Source organism: Polaribacter sp. Hel1_33_78 (genome assembly GCF_900106075.1).
GTDB lineage: Bacteria > Bacteroidota > Bacteroidia > Flavobacteriales > Flavobacteriaceae > Polaribacter.
In genome coordinates this window covers 950,728-971,620 of the sequence record NZ_LT629794.1, presented here as the reverse complement: position 1 = coordinate 971,620, position 20,893 = coordinate 950,728, and the positions used below count along the sequence as shown (strand labels likewise).

Annotated in this window: 19 protein-coding genes, 1 tRNA gene and 1 pseudogene; 1 reads left to right on the top strand and 20 read right to left on the bottom strand. The window is 33.6% G+C overall.

Annotation, left to right across the window (positions count from 1 at the left end):
• Positions 1-26: 26 nt before the first annotated feature.
• The 13 genes and pseudogenes from rfbD to BLT88_RS04100 all read right to left on the bottom strand — a co-directional run bounded on the left by rfbD (position 27) and on the right by BLT88_RS04100 (position 12,569).
• The gene (rfbD, locus tag BLT88_RS04160) at positions 27-899 is read right to left on the bottom strand and encodes a dTDP-4-dehydrorhamnose reductase (RefSeq protein WP_091953188.1); all 873 of its coding nucleotides are present in this window, start codon (positions 897-899) and stop codon (positions 27-29) included.
• Positions 892-1,464 carry a dTDP-4-dehydrorhamnose 3,5-epimerase gene (gene rfbC / locus BLT88_RS04155; protein WP_091953186.1) on the bottom strand — a complete coding sequence of 191 codons (573 nt, stop codon included), beginning with the start codon at positions 1,462-1,464 and terminating at the stop codon, positions 892-894. Before rfbC ends, rfbD begins: the two co-directional genes overlap by 8 nt.
• Before the next feature lies 1 nt (position 1,465).
• Entirely contained in the window at positions 1,466-2,344 is an 879-nt protein-coding gene (gene rfbA / locus BLT88_RS04150) for a glucose-1-phosphate thymidylyltransferase RfbA (protein WP_091953185.1), read from the bottom strand.
• Between the two features lie 3 nt (positions 2,345-2,347).
• A complete protein-coding gene (rfbB, locus tag BLT88_RS04145) occupies positions 2,348-3,394 on the bottom strand; it encodes a dTDP-glucose 4,6-dehydratase (protein WP_091953183.1) in 1,047 nt (348 codons plus the stop codon).
• A 673-nt stretch (positions 3,395-4,067) separates the two neighbouring features.
• The gene (locus BLT88_RS04140; protein WP_091953182.1) at positions 4,068-5,003 is read right to left on the bottom strand and encodes a UDP-glucuronic acid decarboxylase family protein; all 936 of its coding nucleotides are present in this window, start codon (positions 5,001-5,003) and stop codon (positions 4,068-4,070) included.
• Positions 5,004-5,050: 47 nt separating this feature from the next.
• The gene (locus tag BLT88_RS04135; protein WP_091953180.1) at positions 5,051-6,466 is read right to left on the bottom strand and encodes a UDP-glucose 6-dehydrogenase; all 1,416 of its coding nucleotides are present in this window, start codon (positions 6,464-6,466) and stop codon (positions 5,051-5,053) included.
• 370 nt (positions 6,467-6,836) lie between these two features.
• Complete coding sequence (gmd, locus tag BLT88_RS04130; RefSeq protein ID WP_091953178.1) at positions 6,837-7,964, bottom strand: GDP-mannose 4,6-dehydratase; 1,128 nt, start codon at positions 7,962-7,964, stop codon at positions 6,837-6,839.
• A 115-nt stretch (positions 7,965-8,079) separates the two neighbouring features.
• Positions 8,080-8,409 (bottom strand): annotated as a pseudogene (locus tag BLT88_RS04125) (four helix bundle protein).
• A 92-nt stretch (positions 8,410-8,501) separates the two neighbouring features.
• Entirely contained in the window at positions 8,502-9,461 is a 960-nt protein-coding gene (locus BLT88_RS04120) for a GDP-L-fucose synthase (RefSeq protein ID WP_091953174.1), read from the bottom strand.
• Positions 9,462-9,468: 7 nt separating this feature from the next.
• Positions 9,469-9,900, bottom strand: coding sequence for an adenylyltransferase/cytidyltransferase family protein (locus BLT88_RS04115; protein WP_091953172.1), 432 nt, complete (start codon positions 9,898-9,900; stop codon positions 9,469-9,471).
• Between the two features lie 2 nt (positions 9,901-9,902).
• The gene (locus BLT88_RS04110; protein ID WP_091953170.1) at positions 9,903-10,328 is read right to left on the bottom strand and encodes an adenylyltransferase/cytidyltransferase family protein; all 426 of its coding nucleotides are present in this window, start codon (positions 10,326-10,328) and stop codon (positions 9,903-9,905) included.
• Between the two features lie 22 nt (positions 10,329-10,350).
• Positions 10,351-11,292, bottom strand: coding sequence for a Gfo/Idh/MocA family protein (locus BLT88_RS04105; protein ID WP_091953168.1), 942 nt, complete (start codon positions 11,290-11,292; stop codon positions 10,351-10,353).
• The gene (locus tag BLT88_RS04100; protein ID WP_091953166.1) at positions 11,292-12,569 is read right to left on the bottom strand and encodes a nucleotide sugar dehydrogenase; all 1,278 of its coding nucleotides are present in this window, start codon (positions 12,567-12,569) and stop codon (positions 11,292-11,294) included. Before BLT88_RS04100 ends, BLT88_RS04105 begins: the two co-directional genes overlap by 1 nt.
• A gap of 522 nt (positions 12,570-13,091) precedes the next feature.
• On the opposite strand from BLT88_RS04100, the gene BLT88_RS04090 reads away from it, so the two are divergent.
• On the top strand, positions 13,092-14,009 hold the full coding sequence (locus BLT88_RS04090; RefSeq protein WP_091955645.1) for a phosphatase PAP2 family protein: 918 nt from the start codon (positions 13,092-13,094) through the stop codon (positions 14,007-14,009).
• A gap of 626 nt (positions 14,010-14,635) precedes the next feature.
• Here the strand turns inward: BLT88_RS04090 and BLT88_RS04085 are convergent.
• From BLT88_RS04085 to BLT88_RS04055, 7 genes are all read right to left on the bottom strand, one after another.
• Positions 14,636-14,710, bottom strand: a tRNA-Val gene (locus tag BLT88_RS04085).
• A gap of 139 nt (positions 14,711-14,849) precedes the next feature.
• Entirely contained in the window at positions 14,850-16,058 is a 1,209-nt protein-coding gene (locus tag BLT88_RS04080) for a folylpolyglutamate synthase/dihydrofolate synthase family protein (RefSeq protein ID WP_091953162.1), read from the bottom strand.
• Positions 16,059-16,075: 17 nt separating this feature from the next.
• Positions 16,076-16,948, bottom strand: coding sequence for an energy transducer TonB (locus BLT88_RS04075; RefSeq protein WP_368086552.1), 873 nt, complete (start codon positions 16,946-16,948; stop codon positions 16,076-16,078).
• A complete protein-coding gene (locus tag BLT88_RS04070; RefSeq protein ID WP_036784884.1) occupies positions 16,948-17,340 on the bottom strand; it encodes a biopolymer transporter ExbD in 393 nt (130 codons plus the stop codon). The genes BLT88_RS04075 and BLT88_RS04070 overlap by 1 nt, the downstream gene beginning before the upstream one ends.
• Before the next feature lies 1 nt (position 17,341).
• Entirely contained in the window at positions 17,342-18,031 is a 690-nt protein-coding gene (locus BLT88_RS04065; protein WP_091953160.1) for a MotA/TolQ/ExbB proton channel family protein, read from the bottom strand.
• A 144-nt stretch (positions 18,032-18,175) separates the two neighbouring features.
• Positions 18,176-19,579 carry a sodium:proton antiporter NhaD gene (nhaD, locus tag BLT88_RS04060; protein WP_091953159.1) on the bottom strand — a complete coding sequence of 468 codons (1,404 nt, stop codon included), beginning with the start codon at positions 19,577-19,579 and terminating at the stop codon, positions 18,176-18,178.
• 15 nt (positions 19,580-19,594) lie between these two features.
• Entirely contained in the window at positions 19,595-20,827 is a 1,233-nt protein-coding gene (locus BLT88_RS04055) for a Glu/Leu/Phe/Val dehydrogenase dimerization domain-containing protein (RefSeq protein WP_091953157.1), read from the bottom strand.
• Between the last annotated feature and the right edge of the window lie 66 nt (positions 20,828-20,893).

The following is a 20,893-nucleotide window of genomic DNA, read 5'->3' as shown; positions in this document are numbered from 1 at the left end:
CTATAAATCTTTAAATTCTGATATTTTTAGCAGATTTTCATTTTTTGTAAACAGATTTTTAATGAATCCCTCCAATATGGTATATTTATATTATACTTTTCCTTCGTCTTATTTTTGCACAACACTGAAAAAAATGGTCGTTTAGCTAGTGTTGGATATTGTGAAGTGCCGATTGGATTCACTTCAATAGGTAATTCACTGATTTCAAAAATAGCTTTTGCAAAATCGTACCAGCTACAAACCCCTTCATTTGAATAATGAAAGATTTCAATATCTTCATTTTTAATTTTAGGTAAAATAGTTAATATAGCCTTCGCTAAATCAGCAGCATTGGTTGGTGTACCTATTTGGTCAGCTACCACACTCAACTGATCGCGCTCTTTACCCAATCGTAACATGGTTTTTACAAAATTGTTACCAAATTTAGAATAGACCCATGAAGTTCTTATAATAATTGAATTCTCAGGATTTATCTGTTGCATTGCCAATTCACCATCTAATTTTGTTTGTCCATATACACTTTGCGGATTTGGACTATCTTTTTCAGTATATGGTTTATGGTTTGTACCATCAAACACATAATCCGTAGAAATATGAATGAGTTGTATGTTTTTATCTCTAGCAATTTGCGAAAAATTGGCTACCGCCAAATGGTTGATTTTATCAGCCAATTCAAATTGCTCCTCAGCTTTATCAACAGCCGTATACGCTGCACAATTTATAATTGTGTGAATGTTATTTTTATCAATAAAAGTGGCTACCGCTTTGTGGTCACAAATATCTAAATTTTCAACATCCGTGAAAATAAAATGATAATTTGAATATGCTGGAGCCAATTCTTTCAATTCAGAACCTAATTGACCATTGCCACCAGTTACTAAAATATTCCTTTTATTCATATAAATTTATTTCAAAATTAAAACAATCGGCATCTTTTAACAAAGGTTGCTTTGTGTCCTTATCAGATAATTTTAGCTGTTCAATGGCAAGCTGCCAATCAATTCCAATTACTGCATCGTTAAATGCCAATCCTCGATCACATTCAGGACTATAATAATTATCAACTTTATACGCAAAAATGGCTTCCTCACTTAGCACTACAAAACCATGTGCAAATCCTCTAGGAACAAGTAATTGCCTTTTATTTTCTTCTGTCAATTCAACCGCAACATGCTTTCCAAAAGTAGGAGAACCTTTACGAATGTCAACAGCCACATCTAACACTTTCCCTTTTATAACACGAACTAATTTAGTTTGTGCAAAGGGTGGCAGTTGATAATGAAGACCTCTTAATACACCATAAGACGATTTAGATTCATTATCCTGACAAAAATTAATCGTAAACTCTAAAAATTTATTTAATTTATCTTGTCGAAAAGTTTCAGCAAAATAACCACGTTCGTCACCAAACACATTTGGCTCACATAAAATAACATCTGGTATGGATAATCGTTTAAAATTCATGTTACAGTTCTTTTGCGCGTTCTATTAAATATTGCCCATACCCATTCTTCTTTAAAGGTTCTGCCAGACTCAATAATTCCTCTTTTGAGATATAGCCCATTTCACAGGCAATTTCCTCCAGACATGCAACCTTCAAACCTTGACGGTTCTCAATGGTTTGTATGTAATTGGATGCTTCTAATAAGGATTCATGAGTACCTGTATCTAACCAAGCATAACCCCGCCCCATAACTTCTACTTTTAAGTTTCCTTGTTCTAAATATTCTTGATTGACCGATGTAATTTCTAGCTCGCCACGATCACTTGGATTTATATTCTTAGCAATCTGTACCACATTATTCGGATAAAAATAAAGACCAATCACCGCATAATTACTTTTTGGTCTTGTTGGTTTTTCTTCTATGGATAATGCTTTCCCTGCCTTATCAAAATCGACCACACCGTAGCGCTCTGGATCATTTACATAATACCCAAATACCGTTGCTTTTTCTTTTTTACGCAAATTCTTTACTGCTTTCGCCAACAAATCTGTAAAGCCATGACCATAAAAAATATTATCCCCTAAAACTAAACATACAGCATCGTTTCCTATAAATTCTTCGCCAATAATAAAAGCTTGTGCCAAACCGTCTGGCGAGGGTTGTACCTTATAATGCAAGGTAATACCCAATTCTTTTCCGTCACCCAATAGGCGCTCAAAATTAGGCAAATCTGTAGGTGTTGAGATAATTAAAATATCTTTGATTCCCGCCAACATCAAAACCGAAAGTGGGTAATAAATCATTGGCTTGTCATAAATAGGCAATAATTGCTTAGAGGTTCCTTTTGTAATTGGATACAATCGTGTACCCGAACCACCTGCTAATACAATTCCTTTCATATTTTATTTATATTGTGCTTTATAATAATTTTGATAATTCCCAGAAGTTACATTGTTTAACCAATCTTCATGGCTTAAATACCAATCGATTGTTTCTGACAATCCCTCTTCAAAAGTTACCGTTGGACTCCAGCCTAATTCTTTATTTATTTTTGAGGCGTCAATGGCATAGCGCAAATCATGACCTGGTCGGTCTTTCACATACGTAATTAATTTTTCACTTGTACCTGCTGCGCGCCCTAACTTTTGATCCATCTGTTGACATAATAATTTTACTAAATCAATATTTTTCCATTCGTTAAAACCACCAATATTATAAGTTTCAGTATTCAACCCTTTATGATAAACCAAATCAATTGCAATGGCATGATCAACTACATACAACCAGTCTCTGGTGTAATTTCCATCACCGTATACCGGTAAAGCCTTATCATTTAAAATATTATTTATAAATAAAGGAATCAACTTTTCCGGAAATTGCTGTTGCCCATAATTATTTGAGCAATTAGAAATTACATAAGGCAGGCCGTAAGTTTCTCCGTAAGCTCTTACAAAATGATCTGAACTTGCTTTTGATGCCGAATAAGGAGAATTAGGGTCATAAGAAGTAGTTTCTTCAAATAAGCCTGTAGTTCCCAGAGATCCATATACTTCATCTGTACTTACATGATAAAAACGTTTACCTTCCCAATTATCCTTCCAAAGTACTTTAAAGGCATTTAATAAAATCATCGTCCCTAAAATATTGGTTTTTGCAAATGCCAAAGGATCTGTTATGGAGCGATCTACATGCGATTCGGCTGCCAAGTGAACGACCGAATCAAATTGATATTTAGTGAAAACAGTATTTATATAGACTTCGTCTGTAATATCACCATGCAAGAATGTATAGTTCTCCTTAGACTCAATATCTATTAAATTTTCTAAATTTCCCGCATAGGTCAAAGCGTCTAAATTATAAATATGGTAGTCGGGATATTTATTTACAAATAATCTTACTACGTGTGAACCAATAAATCCTGCTCCGCCTGTTATTAGTATATTTTTCATATTTAATTTATTTTACCTTTTAAAATATAAATATTCTGTTAATTTTAAGTAATGAAATATATTAAAAAAAATCTAAAATTTCTTTACTTTTCATTTCTTACTAACGCTAGTAAAATCGTGCTAAATGACTATAAAATTTAAAATGCAAACCTACTAAATTATTACTAACTTTTGGACATAGAGTAAAAAATTCATGCTTTACCTACGAGAATTATGAAAAATGAAAAAATTTATTATTAAAATATTAATCTAAAATTTTAAACATCTTAATTTTACTAAAATCTATATAATTTACGATTTAGTAAATCTATGATTTCAAGCCAAAGCTTTTCCAGAAACCATATTACTGTACCAAAATTTCTTTCACTACCAATTTTAATAGAGTAACATCTAATCTCTTATCAAACAAACGAAAGCGGTTTACTAGATCAAAACACCGAATGATTTGATCTTGAATTTTGGTAACCAGCAGTTTTTTTTACTAACATCATTAAAACAAAAAGCATTCAAAATGTTTAAAAATAAAAAAAATTACTTCTTTTAATTCAAATTGCCAATACCAAACTACTATTAAATTACTAATTCATAAACCTCCCTATACTTTTTTAAACCATTCAGAATTTCGTCATCATAAATGGAATCAATTTTTTTAGACCAACAAATATCCGTTTCATTACAATAATGATTCAAAATAGGAAATTGTTTTTCCAAGTCCTTCCTCTAGCTCTATCTTCGGCTGCCACCCCTTTAATTTTTCTTTTGCTAGAGAAATCTCTGGCTGCCGTTGTTTTGGATCATCTTGTGGCAAAGGCATATGAATAATGGTGGATTTTGAATTTGTCAAACGAATGACTGCTTGTGCCAGTTCTAACATGGTAAATTCATTCGGATTTCCGAGATTCACAGGTCCTAAAAATGAAGGTTCTGATGCCATCATACGAATCATACCTTCTACCAAATCATCTACATATTGAAATGAACGTGTCTGCAAGCCGTCTCCAAATATCGTAATGTTCTCTCCTCTTAATGCTTGCATGATAAAATTAGAAACCACGCGCCCATCTGAAGGGTTCATATTTGGACCATACGTATTAAAAATTCTAATAATCTTAATCGCTACCTTATTTTGAATGTGATAATCCATAAATAAAGTCTCAGCACAACGCTTACCTTCATCATAACAAGAACGAATCCCAATCGGATTTACATGTCCCCAATAACTTTCTGGTTGCGGATGTACTGAAGGATCTCCATACACTTCACTGGTACTGGCTTGTAAAATTTTAGCTCCCACACGCTTTGCCAAACCTAAGGTGTTAATAGCACCCATAACGGAGGTCTTCATTGTTTTTATGGGATTGAATTGGTAATGCACCGGAGACGCAGGACAAGCTAAATTATAAATCTCATCTACCTCTGCATAATACGGTTCCGTAATATCATGTCGAATCATTTCAAAATAAGGATTGTCTAATAATTTTAGGATATTTTTTTTATCTCCTGTAAAATAATTATCCAAGCACAGCACTTCATTTCCTTCATTTAATAAACGTTGGCATAAATGAGAACCCACAAACCCTGCACCTCCAGTAATTAATATTTTTTTCATATTCTTCTCTTATTATAAGAATTAAATACTTTTAATCTTTGCTAAATTTAATATTTACCAATTCCTTTCACTTGAAAACCAATGGCAGTTAAATTTTTAATATCTAATATATTACGACCATCAAACACGAACGCAGGTTTGTACATATTGGTATAAATAGCATTCCAATCATAGCCTATAAATTCGTCCCACTCGGTTAACAGTGCAACGGCATGTGCCTTATGAACAGCTTCCATAGGACTCGTATACACAAAGATTTGTGCTAATTTATGCTTTATTTTTTCTTCGGTTAATCCTTTTAACTCCCATAGATAACGCATGTCTGCCTTAATTTTACTTTCGGATACTTTAGGGTCATACACATGCACTTCTGCTCCATCTTCTATCAAGTGTTCCGCCACATAAATTGCTGCAGACTCTCGAGTATCATTGGTGTCCTTTTTAAAGGCCCATCCCAAGAATGCTATTTTCTTACCATTAACAGTATTGAATAATGTTGTAATAATTTTTTTTGCAAAACGGTATTTTTGATAATCGTTCATGATAATGACTTGTTCCCAATAATTAGCAACTTCTGGCAAGTTAAAATGACGACATAAATACACCAAGTTCAAAATGTCCTTTTGAAAACATGACCCTCCAAAACCAACAGATGCCTTTAAGAATTTAGGCCCTATACGACTATCTGTACCAATAGCTTTTGCAACTTCATCTACATCCGCTTCCGTAGCTTCGCACAATGCTGATAGTGCATTAATCGACGAAATACGCTGTGCTAAAAAAGCATTTGCTGTTAATTTAGAGAGCTCCGAAGACCAAACATTGGTGGTTAATATTTGTTTTGGACTTAACCAATTTGAATACACATCCACTAATGATTGAATTGCAGCTTGCCCACTTGGCGTTTGTTGACCACCAATTAAAACTCTATCCGCATAAAATAAATCATCAATGGCAGTTCCCTCCGCTAAGAATTCGGGATTGGAAAGCACTTCAAAATGCACGCCTTTTCCGTTACTATCTAGAATCGTTTGTAATGTTTCTGCGGTACGCACTGGTAAGGTTGATTTTTCAACAATAATTTTATCAGAGGTCGCTACTTCCGCTATTTGACGCGCGCACAACTCTACAAATTTTAAATCGGCAGCCATTCCTTTTCCTTCACCATAGGTTTTGGTAGGCGTATTTACAGCGATAAAAATCATATCTGCTGCTTCAATGGCACCATCAACATCCGTAGAGAAAAATAAATTTCTACCACGTGCCTCTGCAACCACTTCTGCTAATCCCGGTTCATATACCGGTAATTTATCTAAATCTTCATCATTCCAAGCAGCAATACGCTCTTTATTTAAATCGACAACGGTTACCTTAATTCCTGGAGATTTTAAGGCGATTACTGACATGGTTGGACCACCAACATAACCGGCACCCAAACAACAAATATTTTTAATTTTTTTCATGATATTTTACTTGTATTTTACTTGTATTTTACTTGTATCCAATTTTATTTTATTACTACAATCTAAAAGATTCTTTTAAAAATGAAAATTTGTTAGAAACTTTATTTCTATTTTTTATTTGTCGAACACACTATAAAAAGGGCTTTCGGTATTCCAAAATAATTTTAAAATCATAACTAATTTTAACCGACTCTTGTTTTATGTATTAAGAAGCGATGCTCAAAACACTTCAACTTGTTAATCCATAATCCAAAGATATGTTTTTTTTGCAAACGCTACTTTCAAAAAAATTCGAAGTCTCCCTATTTTATACATTCACAATTTCCAAAGTTCTTTTAAAACTATTTTGAATCAGACCGTATGATAAAAGTTACTCTGCCTGTTTCAATATTTCATGGCCTGCTTTTAACAGCACAACATCTTTTTGCATTAGAGTAACATCACCGATCATCATATCTTTTACCAAAGAGGCCAAGTCATGCTCTGGAATCCAACCTAATTTGTTTTTAGCCTTAGAAGGATCTCCAATTAACAAATCAACCTCTGTGGGTCTAAAATAAGACGGATCAACCGATAAAACTTCCTTTCCTATTGGTATCTGAAAATCTTTATGAGTACAAGCCGTAACAAAAGCTTTTTCTTCTACTCCCTCTCCTTTAAATTCTAACTCGATCCCTACTTCTCCAAAAGCCATACGTACAAAGTCTCTTACCGTAGTTGTTACCCCAGTTGCAATTACCCAATCTTCTGGCTGATTTGCTTGTAAAATCATCCACATCATGCGCACATAATCTTTTGCATGTCCCCAATCACGTTTTGCTTCTAAGTTTCCTAAGTAGAATTTTTCTTGCAAGCCTAATGCTATTTTTGCTACCGCACGGGTAATTTTCCTGGTCACGAAAGTCTCCCCTCTTCTCGGTGATTCGTGATTGAATAAAATACCATTACAAGCAAACATATTATACGCTTCACGATAATTTTTCGTAATCCAAAATCCGTATATTTTGGCTACTCCGTATGGTGAACGAGGGTAAAATGGAGAATTTTCGTCATAAAAACCTTTTTCATTTTTGTTTTCTGGCATCCCTCCATACAATTCTGAAGTTGAAGCTTGGTAAATTCTTGTTTTCTTTTCGAGCCCTAAAATCCGTACCGCTTCTAATATTCTTAACGTACCCAAACCATCCACATTCCCAACATATTCTGGCGTGTCAAATGAAACAGCGACATGAGACATTGCTCCTAGATTGTATATCTCATCGGGTTGACATTCTTGAATGATACGTGTCAAGTTCATTGCGTCAGTTAAATCTCCGTAATGTAATTTAAGCCTTAAATTTGGAGCATGAGGATCTTGGTATAAATGATCTATTCTAGCGGTATTAAAAAGAGAGGATCTTCTTTTTATACCATGCACCATATAGCCTTTTTCTAACAACAACTCTGCTAAATAAGACCCATCCTGCCCTGTAATTCCTGTGATTAATGCTACTTTCATATTTTTTATTTTAAAAAATAAACTTTAACAATGACTTTGACATTGACTTTGTTTTCGTCTTAGCTTGATAGTTTTAGCTTTATAGTCTTAGCTTTATAGTCTTAGCTTTATAGTCTTAGTTTATAATTTTTCTTTTTAGTCCGTATATTCGTTTCTGTAAACTCGAAAGTTTCTTAACTGTTTCCTCTAAATTCCTTTTAGAAATATACTTTCTTTTGCTCGCAATGATTAACTGTGCTTCTAATTCAAAAGCCGAACCCAATGCTATTTCCAAAAACCTTATGAAATCTTTTTCTAAGTTCAGAGATACTCCTTCTGCAATATTTGAGGGAATTGAAACCACAGATCTTGTTATCTAAGAACGCAGTCCGTATTTTTCGGTATTCGGAAAAGCTTCCACAAACGTATAAATGGCATCAACAAGCTCCATGCTATCTGTCCAAATATCATATTTTTAAAATCTCTCAATGTCTAAAACTGTGTTTTTGCCTTAGTCTCAGTCAAAGTTTTAGTCTTCGTCGTTATCTTCGCCAAAGTCTACATCTTCTCTAACTTTACTTCTTTAAAATTTTCAATATTTTCTAAAAACCAAGTATAGGTTTTTTCGATTCCTTCTTCTAATTCTGTTATATACCTCCAGCCCATACCTTTCATTTTTGAAACATCCATTAATTTTCTTGGCGTTCCATCTGGTTTGGAGGCATCCCAAACAATATTTCCTCGGTGCCCAATTACTTTCTGAATGGTTTCTGCCAATTCTTTTATGGTAATATCTTTACCAGAACCTACATTATATAGATATTCGGGCAACTCATTTTCTAAAGCGTACACTACCGCTTCTGCCATATCATCTACAAATAAAAACTCACGCATGGGTGTGCCGCTACCCCACAATACTACAGGAGCATGGTTATTTAATTTCGCCTCATGAAATTTGCGCAACATTGCAGGTAAAACATGAGATGATTTTAAATCAAAATTATCATGCGTTCCATACAAGTTAGTTGGCATTAAGCTGACATAATCTTTTTGAAATTGTTTGCGAATCGCCTGACACGCTTTTACGCCTGTTATTTTTGCAATGGCATACCACTCGTTTGTTGGTTCTAAAGAATCTGTTAGCAAATATTCTTCTTTTAAAGGTTGCGGAGCGAGTTTTGGATAAATACAAGAGCTTCCTAAAAAGATGAATTTCTCAATGCCTGATTTTAGTGCACTATCAATTAAATTATTCTGAATTTGCATATTCTCCATTAAAAACTGATACGGAAAATCATTATTTGCTAAAATACCGCCTACTTTCGCTGCAGCATCAATTACCACTGCTGGTTTTTCTTGTTTATAAAAATCAAGCACACTTTGTTGATCTCTTAAATCTAATGCTAAACTGGATTTACCTATTAAGTTAGTATACCCTTTTTTTTCTAAAGCTCTCCATACTGCTGACCCCACCATTCCACGATGCCCAGCAATATATATTTTAGCATTTTTATTCATTCCTGAATTATTTAGCTCCTTTTTTTAAATTTTCTATTTCTTGCACTTCTTTGCGCAAACCACTGCTAGAAAAACGGTGTTCTCTCTTGTTGTAAAAAAGAGCTATACCAGACTTTTCGCAGTATTCACGTCCTGTAAATTGTTTTGTCGCGTATTCATCTCCAACTATACGTACATCTATTTTAAAAGAACGTAAAACGTCTTCTAAATCTTGTTCTGTTGCATAGGGCACTATTTCATCTACATACTTACAGCCTTTTAACTGAATGTAGCGCTCAACTACAGATTGAACTGGCATATTTTTTTCTGGACGATCTAAAGTAGGATCGGTTTGTAAACCACAAATTAAGTAATCGCATTCTTGTTTCGCATCTTCTAACATTTTAACATGTCCTGCATGAAACAAATCGAAAGCACTAAAGGTAATACCTATTTTCATATTTATTTATTTTTTAACAACCATGAAGATGATTGAATTTTATCTCCTAAGCCATCTATCAATTCTATATTTAACTCTCTACAAATTGGTGCTTCCGGTATTGAGTTGTTATCCTGATCACCACCATTGGCAAAACCAAGGTCATATTCTGCTCCATAGGTTTCAAAAATAGTGCGAATAGATGCACATACCGTTCTATCTTTATCGACAGAAATGATTGCTTTGTCTACTGCTTTGATATTCTGAACAATAAATAAACGCTCAGCTTCTTTTTGAAATTCTTTTGAACCTTTAAGTCCTCTTTGCAAATCGCTATTCACGATTACAAAAAGCTCATTTGCTAACTCTTTAGCATTATTAAAATACTCTAAATGTCCTTTGTGAATAGGATTAAAATACCCTGATACAATAATTGCTTTTTTCTTCATGATTTGTTTTTGGCAAAGATAGCTATATTTGTTTATTTAAAAAGGGATGCTTAACCCCCGCAGCACTTATTGTTAAATTCCTAATATCATGCACTATATTTATAGATTTCTCAGAATCTTCAAGTCCAAAACCATTTCCTTTTAAAATTTGCTCGTAACTTTTTGTATGCAAATCTGTAAAACCGGCGCTAAATTCTAGTTCTTGCGCATCAATTGTAATGGAACGAAAAGTTCTTTGTTCTTTTTCTTTTATAAATTCCGGTAAATCATTTTCATCAATAGACAAAAACCAACGCACTCTGGCATTCTTAAACTCTAAATATCCAGCAGCTTTATTTTTCTCTCTTACATGCACGATATTCTCTTGCACATCGCCAAAAATCCAAGACAACATATCGTAAAAATGAACACCTATATTGGTGGCAATTCCGCCAGATTTACTTTCATCGCCTTTCCATGAAACATCATACCACTTCCCTCTTGAAGTGATATAGGTTAAATCTACCTCGTATTTTTCTTTTTTATGTTCAGCCGCTACTTTATTTTTTAAGGCAATAATACTTGGATGCAACCTTAATTGTAAAATGGTATGAATCTTTTGTCCAGATTCCTTTTCAATATCTTTTAAAGCATCGACATTCCATGGATTTAGAACTAAAGGTTTTTCACAAATTGCATCTGCCCCTCTTCTTAACGCCATTCTAATATGTGCATCATGTAGATAATTTGGCGTACAAATACTCACATAATCTAAAGAAACTCCTGCTCTTTTTAATTTTTCTATATGACGGTCAAAACGCTCAAATTCAACAAAAAAGTCGGCATTTGGAAAATAACTATCTAGTATCCCCACACTATCAAACTTATCTAAGGCAGCAATTAATTGATTATTTGTTTCTTTAATCGCTTTTAAATGTCTTGGTGCAATATATCCTGCAGCCCCTATTAATGCAAAATTTTTCATTATAAACTTTTATCTTTAATTGCTAAAAAATTTTTGATATCATACACGACAGCTTCTTTGTTCTTCAATTGTACAATATCAATATTTTTAAAATCTTTATGCGCTACTGCTAAAACAATAACATCATATTTCTTGCTATACACTTCATCAATTAAATCGATATCATACACCTCTTTTACTTCTTCTTTTTTAGCCCAAGGATCATAAACATCCGCCTGAAGCCCAAAGCTTTCTAGCGCAAGATATAAATCAATTACTTTTGTATTTCTGATGTCTGGACAATTTTCTTTAAAGGTAATCCCTAAAATTAAAACCGAAGCTCTTTTCACCTTCAACTCTTTATCAATCATCAACTTGACTACTTCAGAAGCAATATGATGCCCCATACTGTCATTTAACCTTCTTCCAGAAAGAATAATTTCTGGATAATACCCATATTGCTGAGCTTTTTGAGCTAAATAAAAAGGATCTACACCAATACAATGACCACCGACTAAGCCAGGTTTAAACGGAAGAAAATTCCATTTGGTAGCGGCTGCCTCTAAAACTTCGCTGGTGTTAATATCCATTAAACTGAATATTTTTGACAATTCATTTACAAAAGCAATATTGATATCTCGTTGACAATTTTCTATTATTTTTGAAGCCTCTGCAACTTTTATAGAAGGTGCTAAATGGGTACCTGCTTTTATCACAGATTTATAAAGCGCATCTACTTTTTGGGCTGTTTCAATCGTAGAACCTGAAGTAACTTTTAAAATATTTTCTACAGTTCTCACCTTGTCTCCAGGACTAATTCTTTCGGGAGAATAGCCTACAAAAAAATCTTTATTGAAAACTAAATTCGATTCTTTTTCTAAAACAGGAATACAATCTTCTTCAGTAGCTCCGGGGTACACGGTTGATTCATAAATGACAATGTCTTTTTTCTGCAAGTATTTCGCAATGGTTTTACTCGCAGAAAGTAATGGTTTTAATACAGGCTGATTGTTTTTATCAACCGAAGTGGGAACTGTAACAATATAATAATTACAATCTTGTAAAAATTCTGAATCAGCCGTAATAAAAAGACCAACTTCAGGATTAGAATCATTGGTAAGAACTTCTTTTAGCAAACTGTGATCCACTTCTTGCGTAAAGTCTGTTCCCTTTTTTAAATCTGCAACTCTATTCAAATTGATATCAAAACCAACAACCGCATATTTTGTTGCAAAGAGCCTAGCAAGTGGCAAGCCGACATAACCAAGCCCAATAATTCCTATTTTAATTTTACTCACAAATCATATATTTTGAGAATGTAAATTTACAAAAAAGGTTTTTTATGAGATGCATGAAATCATTTTTAAAAATTTAATGCTTTTATTACAAATCTCATTACCAAAAATAAGATATACCAGAATTATGTTTCGGAATTGATAAAAGCGCTCCTACCAATCGGCCGGTCAAATTTTGGAATAACAGAAGCATAAAGATACTGGAGGAAAAGAAACAAAACTATGATTTAGAATGACGATAACCAACTATGTTTCCTCTTAATCGAGCTAAAAATAATACGATATATGATTTCAACAGATGTATGTTAAACTTCCTAAAAACAAATGCAAGAGAACCAGTGATTATAATGACTCAGCCTCATTAAAAAATCATATTCATCATCAAAAGATAATAAAAAAAATAGCAAAAGCAATTGTTAATATAAATTCTAAAAAGAAAACTTTTATTTTTTTAGAATTATTTTGTTGGTTAATTGTATTTTTGGGTTAAAATTTTTTGAATCAAAAAACATAAAAATCATTAAGATGAAACTCTTTTTAAAATGCCTTCTGCTATTTTTTTCCCTCGCTATTTTTTCTCAAAATCAACCTAAAAAGAAAAACCTCTTTCAAACTGCTGGTTCTGTCATCAAAACTAGTTTTAACACCATACCAAGTGATTTTGTGTTTTTAGGAAAAGAGGTTTCAGATGATTGGAAAAAAACTGGCTACTATGCCGCTGGTATTTTGGGGTTAATTGCCACTGATAAAATTACTACGAAAGCTTGGCAGAACCATGTTGAGCCCAATATAGATTATAGTTTACCCAATATAACTCCTGATTTTTTAAAAAACACAAAAAATGAATGGATAAATGGTCAAAACTCATATCTGACTTATCCCATTATTGGGTTGTATATTGGGTCTTTAATTGGTAATAGTGAAAAGGGGCAACATGTGGGAATTAATTCTTTTAAAGCTATCGCGTACTCAACATTAATTACGCAAATTACTTTAAAGACGATTTTTGGCCGAAATAGACCGGAAAGTCCCTTAAACACCACTACCAAAGGCCAACCTTTTACCAATAGCAATTGGGACTTTTTTAATAGTAGAGAAAACGAAATAGTTTTTTCAGATTGGAAAGCAACGGGTATGCCTTCAATGCATGTCACTACTTTTTTTGCTCTAGCCAAGGTAATTCAAATGGAGTATGATAATTATTGGATTCCCTATGGAGTTATGAGCGCTGTATTTTTCTCCAACGTTAAGGGCCACCAACACTGGTTTAGCGATATGGTTGCCGGTGCTATTGTAGGCACTTTAATAGGGCGATCAGTTGTTAGAAGCAGCTGGAAAGCAAGAGGTATTTTAAACAGAACGAAACAAAAGAAGATTTCTTTAAACTATACACCACAATTTTCTCCAGAATTTACAGGCTTAAGAATCGTTGGTACTTTTTAGGTAAACGAGTTACCAAGGAAAATCTAAGTATTATGTAGAACGCGAATGAAATCAAAATACATTTTGAATTAAATTGTTCAGCATAGCTCCGAAGTGAGGTATTAGTTTTCTCAAAAAAATCGGTTTCTAACAGTAATACTTCCCATGAATGACAAACTGAATCTAATCATCATTCTGTCTATGCTAAAATTGGTCAAGCAAACACCGTTAAAAAGCTTCCAAAGTATCTCTAGAAAAACATCTATAGATTAAAAAACATACTCGACTATATTGTTAATTGATGCACAGACGCTTAAGTTGAGTCTTTTAATGCCAACCCGTCAGTATTAGAAAAAAATTAAAGCCTTTATAGCACAATACAGAGAGGCAAGAAACATAGAATTCTTACTTTTAAGACTAACTACTATTTTTGCATAATTCTAAAACCCAACAAGTTTTGGAATTGATTCATTGCTTTGCCCTAACAAAGGCTAGGGATTGCAGATCCCTTATTGAAACCGCTGCTGCAAATACAATCCTGCGCACTGCATGCTCACTATTTTTTGTCTTCAAAAAAAGCTGAAATACATTTCGCTTTTTTGAAAACAAAAAATCCTGACGAAAAATCGTCAGGATTTTGATTGATGTGGGCAATGAGGGATTCGAACCCCCGACCCTCTCGGTGTAAACGAGATGCTCTGAACCAACTGAGCTAATTGCCCTCTACTTTTTAATTCCTATTGAAAAGGAATAACTTCATAATTTTATATAGGAAGCTTTGAACTTATTTCGCTTAGTTCCCTAAGCGGTGGCAAATATAAAATAGATTTTAACTCTACCAAAAGAAAAATGAACTTTTATTTAAATTATTTCTGCAACTACAAAAGTACTACCTCCAATATAAATTGTATCTTCTTGATTTGCATTATCTAAAGCTGCTGCTAAAGCTTTTTTTACTGTCATATATTTTTTACCATACAAATCAAAATTTGTCGCTTTTTCTTGTAAAACAACTTCCGAAAGCCCTCTTGGGATATTTGGTTTGCAAAAATAGTAGGTGGCTTCTTTTGGAAACATCGGTAAAATCTCATCTAAATTCTTGTCCAAGACAACTCCGAGAACAATATGTAGCTTTTTATATTGCTCTTTTTTAAGCTGATTTAAAACAATAGCTAAACCTTCTTTGTTATGCGCAGTATCACAAATCACCTTCGGATTCTCTTGCAAAACCTGCCATCTTCCTTTTAAGTTTGTATTTTTCACCACATGCAATAAACCATCCAAAATATTTTTTTCTGAAATCGTAAATCCACGTAATTGCTGAATTGCAGCAACAGCCGTTTTACTATTTGCCCGCTGATAATCTCCTAATAAATCTAACGGATAATTTTTAACATCATTTGAAGCAAAATAGATTTCAGATTGACATTCTTTTGCCTTCTCTAAAAAAACATCCAATACTTCCGTTTGTTTTTCTCCAATAACTACTGGAATCTTATTTTTTATAATTCCGGCTTTTTCATAGGCAATTTCAGGTAATGTTTCCCCTAAAAATTGTGTGTGATCTAATCCTATATTTGTGATTACCGCAATTTCTGGAGTAATAATATTTGTAGAATCCAACCTTCCTCCCAGTCCTACTTCTATAATAGCAATATCCACTTTTTCATTTGCAAAATAATCAAAAGCCAAACCAACAGTCATTTCAAAAAAGGACAATTTTTTTTTTCCCAAAAAACCTTTCTGTTTATTGATAAACGAGGTTACTTTCCGCTTCGGGATTTCTCTTCCATTTATTCTAATTCTCTCTGTAAAATTTTTTAAATGCGGTGAAGTATACAAACCTACTTTATAACCTGCTTCTTGTAAAATAGACCCTAACATATGACTGGTAGAACCTTTTCCATTGGTACCACCAACATGAATGGTTTTAAACTTTCTCTCAGGAAAGTTTAAAACCTCAGAAAATAATAAAATATTGGTTAAATCTTTTTTGAACGCAGTTTTACCTTCTCTTTGATACATTGGTAATTGTGCAAACATCCAATCTAATGTTTGTTGGTAATTCATATTGCAAAAATACGTGATTATTTCGTTAAAGAAAACTTATAAATAATAGTTCCTATTTGATTGTTTGGTGCTTTTTCGTCTGCATTCCATGTGGTTTTAAGGGCAGCTTCTTTTGCCGGTTTTAATAAACATGCAGCCGTATTTGTAGAGCCTTTAATACCCGGAATTGCACGAATGACTTTGCCGTTTTTATCCACAACAATTCTGACCACAACAATTCCTTCTTCTTGACATTCTGGCTGTTTTATCGGTTTAGACAAGGCTTTCCTTCCTGCAAGATTATAATTCCCTCCAGCACCACTTCCAGTATTTCCATAATATTTGGAAACATCTGCGTCTCCTTTTTCACTTCCTTTTACACCGTCTTCTCTATCATCTCCTTCACCTTTCTGATTTACATCAGAAGCATTTCCGTTTAACAAGCTATTTAGTGCGTCTGTAGTTTCTTTGGATGGCTTAGGCTTCGGGATTTCTTTTGGAATCTCTTTCTTGATATCCTTCGCTACCGACTTTTTAACTTTTTTTTGCTTCTCTACAACAGACACTTCTTTTGATGTGTCCTCAGTTATCATTTCTTCTTTAATTGTTTCTTTAGAAGTTTCTTTTACCTCTTCTTCAACAACAACTTCTTTCTCCACTACTTTTGGTACTGAAATTTTCTTCGTTTCTTCAACAGGGTTTCCGCTTCCAACAGTAGCATCTCCAAAATTTATTGCCAACCCATATTCTTCTGGCGGATCTATATATTGCATCCCAAAATTAAAAATAACAAACAACAAAAACAGCAATATACTTGCTGTAATTATTGCTGATTTTCTTTTATGTTTGGTGTCTAATAGTGCCATTTTTACATTTATATCTGCAAAACAAAATCTTGCAGAACAATTCATTACTTGCCTTTTACGGCTAAAATCATCTTTAATTTATTCTTATTTGCAATGTCAATTACTTTCATCACATTTTTATAGGGAACATCTTTATCTCCCCTAATAACAATTGTTTTCTTTTTATCGCCTCCTACACTTTTTAAAATCTCGCGCTCTAATCTTGCTGCACTTACCCTTGTTTTATTAATATAAAATAATGATTTATTGGTTATGGTTACCGCTACAGATTTATTATTCTCTGTTTTCCCTCCGGCTTTTGGCAATAAAACATCGATTGCACTCACGGTTACCAATGTTGATGTAAGCATGAAAAATATCAACAATAAAAAAACAATATCCGTCATGGACGACATATTGAATGATGGATCTACTTTATTTCTTCCGCGTAAATTCATATTATACCGGCTCGTTTAATAAGTCTAAAAACTCCACCGATTTTGCTTCCATTTGATACACCACTTTATCAGTTCTTACCACCAAATGATTGTAGGTAATATATGCAATAATACCCACTATTAAACCTGCAACGGTCGTAGTCATTGCAGTATACAATCCGTCAGAAAGCAATTTAATATCTATTTGCCCCCCTGCATTTGCGATTTCATGAATGGCAATAATCATTCCGATAACAGTTCCTAGAAAACCTATCATTGGGGCTACACCAGAAATTGTAGCTAAGACACTGACGTTTTTTTCTAATTGATAAACCTCAAGTTTTCCTGCAGTTTCTATCGCTTTTGTAATATCATCTAAAGGCTTCCCAATTCTAGAAACCCCTTTACCAATTAATCTTGCCGTTGGCGTGTTTTTACTTTTACAAAGCGCATCTGCAGACTCTAATTTACCATTAGAAACATACTCTTTAATTTGATTCATAAAATTTTCATCAATTTTTGATGCAGATTTTATCGCAAAAAAACGTTCGAAATAAATATATAAAGCAACTGCTAACAGTACAAAAAGAATGGCTATTATTATTTGCCCGCCTACGCCACCATCCATAATTAATTTATAGATAGAAAGTGTTTTTTCTTCTGAAGCCACCTCCTCTAAAAGCTCTTTATTATCTTGAAAAAATGATATCATTCAATTCTCTTTTAAGTTCTATTCTAGTAACGACTATTCTTTTTTTAAATTGTTTCAAAAAAAAAGCATAGCACTTTCTTTATATAAAAAAATGCCATTCTGTACTTTTACAAAATGACATTTCTTTACATTATTTTAAGGTGACTATATAAACATTCGTAATACCACGAATGCTAAAGAGCCCACTAAAAAACCTATTAATGCTAACCAAGATATTTTTTTAAAATACCAAAAGAAATCTATTTTTTCCATTCCCATGGCTACAACCCCAGCAGCAGAACCTATAATTAACATAGACCCACCAGTTCCTGCTGAAAATGCAATAAAATGCCATAAAGGATTGTCTAAACCTTCCGAGAACATTCCTAAACTCGCTGCCACCAATGGAACGTTATCTATAACCGCAGAACCTACTCCCAATAAAAGAACTACTAAATCCGAAACTTCAGTACCTTCTAACTCAGAACCAATTAAAGGAATGCCTTCTTTTAAGCTATCTGCAAAGTTGAATAAAATACCTAAAGATTCTAGAGCCGCAACTGCCATTAAAATACCCAAGAAAAATAAAATACTTGGCATTTCGATTTTAGATAGGGAGGAATGGACAGGACTATGCGTGGCATGTTCTGCATGCTCATTAGCCTCATCGGCGTCTACACTAGAAATCGAAAATTTCGAATTACTATAAATTTCTGCAAAAGTAGCCACAAAAGCTAAGGACAACATCATACCTACATAAGGAGGTAAATGTGTTATTGTTTTAAATACAGGGACAAACAAAATAGCGCCTAAACCTAAGTACAACATTCTTCCACTATGCTCACTTTTTGGCTTTTCAACTTCATTTACGTCAAATTCAATATCCCCCTTAAAGGCTGGTAAAAATGTTGCAATAAAAGAAGGAACAATCATACATAATAAGGAAGGAATAAATAAATAAGTAAATAACATTCCCGTACTTACTTTATCTCCGATCCAAAGCATTGTTGTGGTTACGTCCCCAATTGGTGAAAAAGCACCACCAGCATTTGCCGCAATAATAATTAAACCCGCAAACCAGACTCTATCTTCTCTCGTTTTAACAATTTTCTGCAAAATGGAAATTAAGACAATAGTTGCTGTTAAATTATCTATAATTGCTGATAAAATAAACGCTAATACAGAAAACATCCATAACAACTTCTTTTTACTTTTAAAATTCACATACCCCTTAATGGTAGAAAACCCATCAAAATAATCTATGATTTCAACAATGGTCATGGCCCCTAAAAGGAACACTAAAATTTCAGCAGTTTTCCCTAAATGATGTAATAAGGTTTCTTCTACTAAATGTAATTTATCATCATGTGCTAGGCTACCAAAACCATCTACTAAGGCATGTTTACTGGAATCAAACCATGTTGTAAAATTATCTACCCCAAGAGCAACCAATGCCCAACATACCGCCATCATGATTAATGCTGGTATTAGTTTATCTAATTTTAAATTATGCTCTAACGTGATGGCCAAATATCCCATCACAAATACTATAATAATTACTGACTCCATATTCTCTAATTTAGTTTATAACAATTGTTTAAGCGCTATTTCAAACGCAGTTGAACATATTTTTGTTTTTGATGCACTTTTTTTAAACGTTTTTTGCAAGGCCTTTTTGATAACCGTAGATGTATCCTCAAAAATAGCTTTGTCTTGCATTGGTAAAGGTACTCTTGCCTCCATTAAATAAGCAAAAACTCTAGCGATACCACAGTTCGAAATAAAATCTGGCAACAAACTTAAATGATTATCTGTATATTCCATAATAGGTCCAAAGAAAATTTCTTTGTCCGCAAAAGGAACATTCGCGCCAGGAGATATTACTTCTAATCCTGCATCTATCATTTGTTGCACTTGATCTCTTGAAACCAATCTTGAAGCCGCAGCAGGAATAAAAATTTCTGCTGGCAAACCCCATATTCTTTCATTAATTTCTTCAAAAGAAATCATCTTTTCTGAAACCAATTTATTCCCATCTTTGGCTAAAAATAAATTCCTCATTTCTTCCAAAGAAAATCCATCTTCATTGATGACACCACCATCTCTATCTATAATTCCAACAACCTTTGCGCCTAATTGTGTTAGGTAATACGCAGCCGCCGAACCTACATTTCCAAATCCTTGAACAATGGCCCTTTTCCCTTCAATTTTACCACCGTAAATATTATAATAGTGTTTTACCGCTTCTGCCACTCCATACCCGGTTAACATATCTGCAACCGTGTATTTCCTAGATAAATCAGGCGAAAATTGCTTGTCTTCTATTACTTTAATCACGCCTAAACGCAATTGACCAATTCGATTTATTTTATCTGCTTCCGTGGGCTTAAAATGACCATTAAAAATCCCTTCTTGTGGATGCCAAACACCACAATCTTCCGTAATCGGAATTACATCTTTATCTGCATCTACATTTAAATCTCCACCGGTACCATAATAATGTTTTAACAATGGTGTAACCGCTTTATACCAGCGCTCTAAAACTCCTCTTTTTCTTGGATCACTCGGATCAAAATTAATGCCCGATTTCGCCCCTCCAATCGCCGGTCCTGAAACCGTAAACTTTACTTCCATTGTTTTTGCCAAAGACAAAACTTCATTCATGTCTAAGCCTTTTCTCATTCTTGTACCGCCACCAGCTGCTCCGCCTCTTAATGAGTTGATCACGGTCCAACCTTCTGCTTCAGTCTCTTGATCTTTCCAATGAAAAACAATTTCTGGCTGTTTGTTTTCGTATTTTTTTAATAATTCTTTCATTATAAAATTTTAAATAAATTAACTTACTTTTTTGTTCCTTTCAACAATTTTAATCTTGCATTGAAA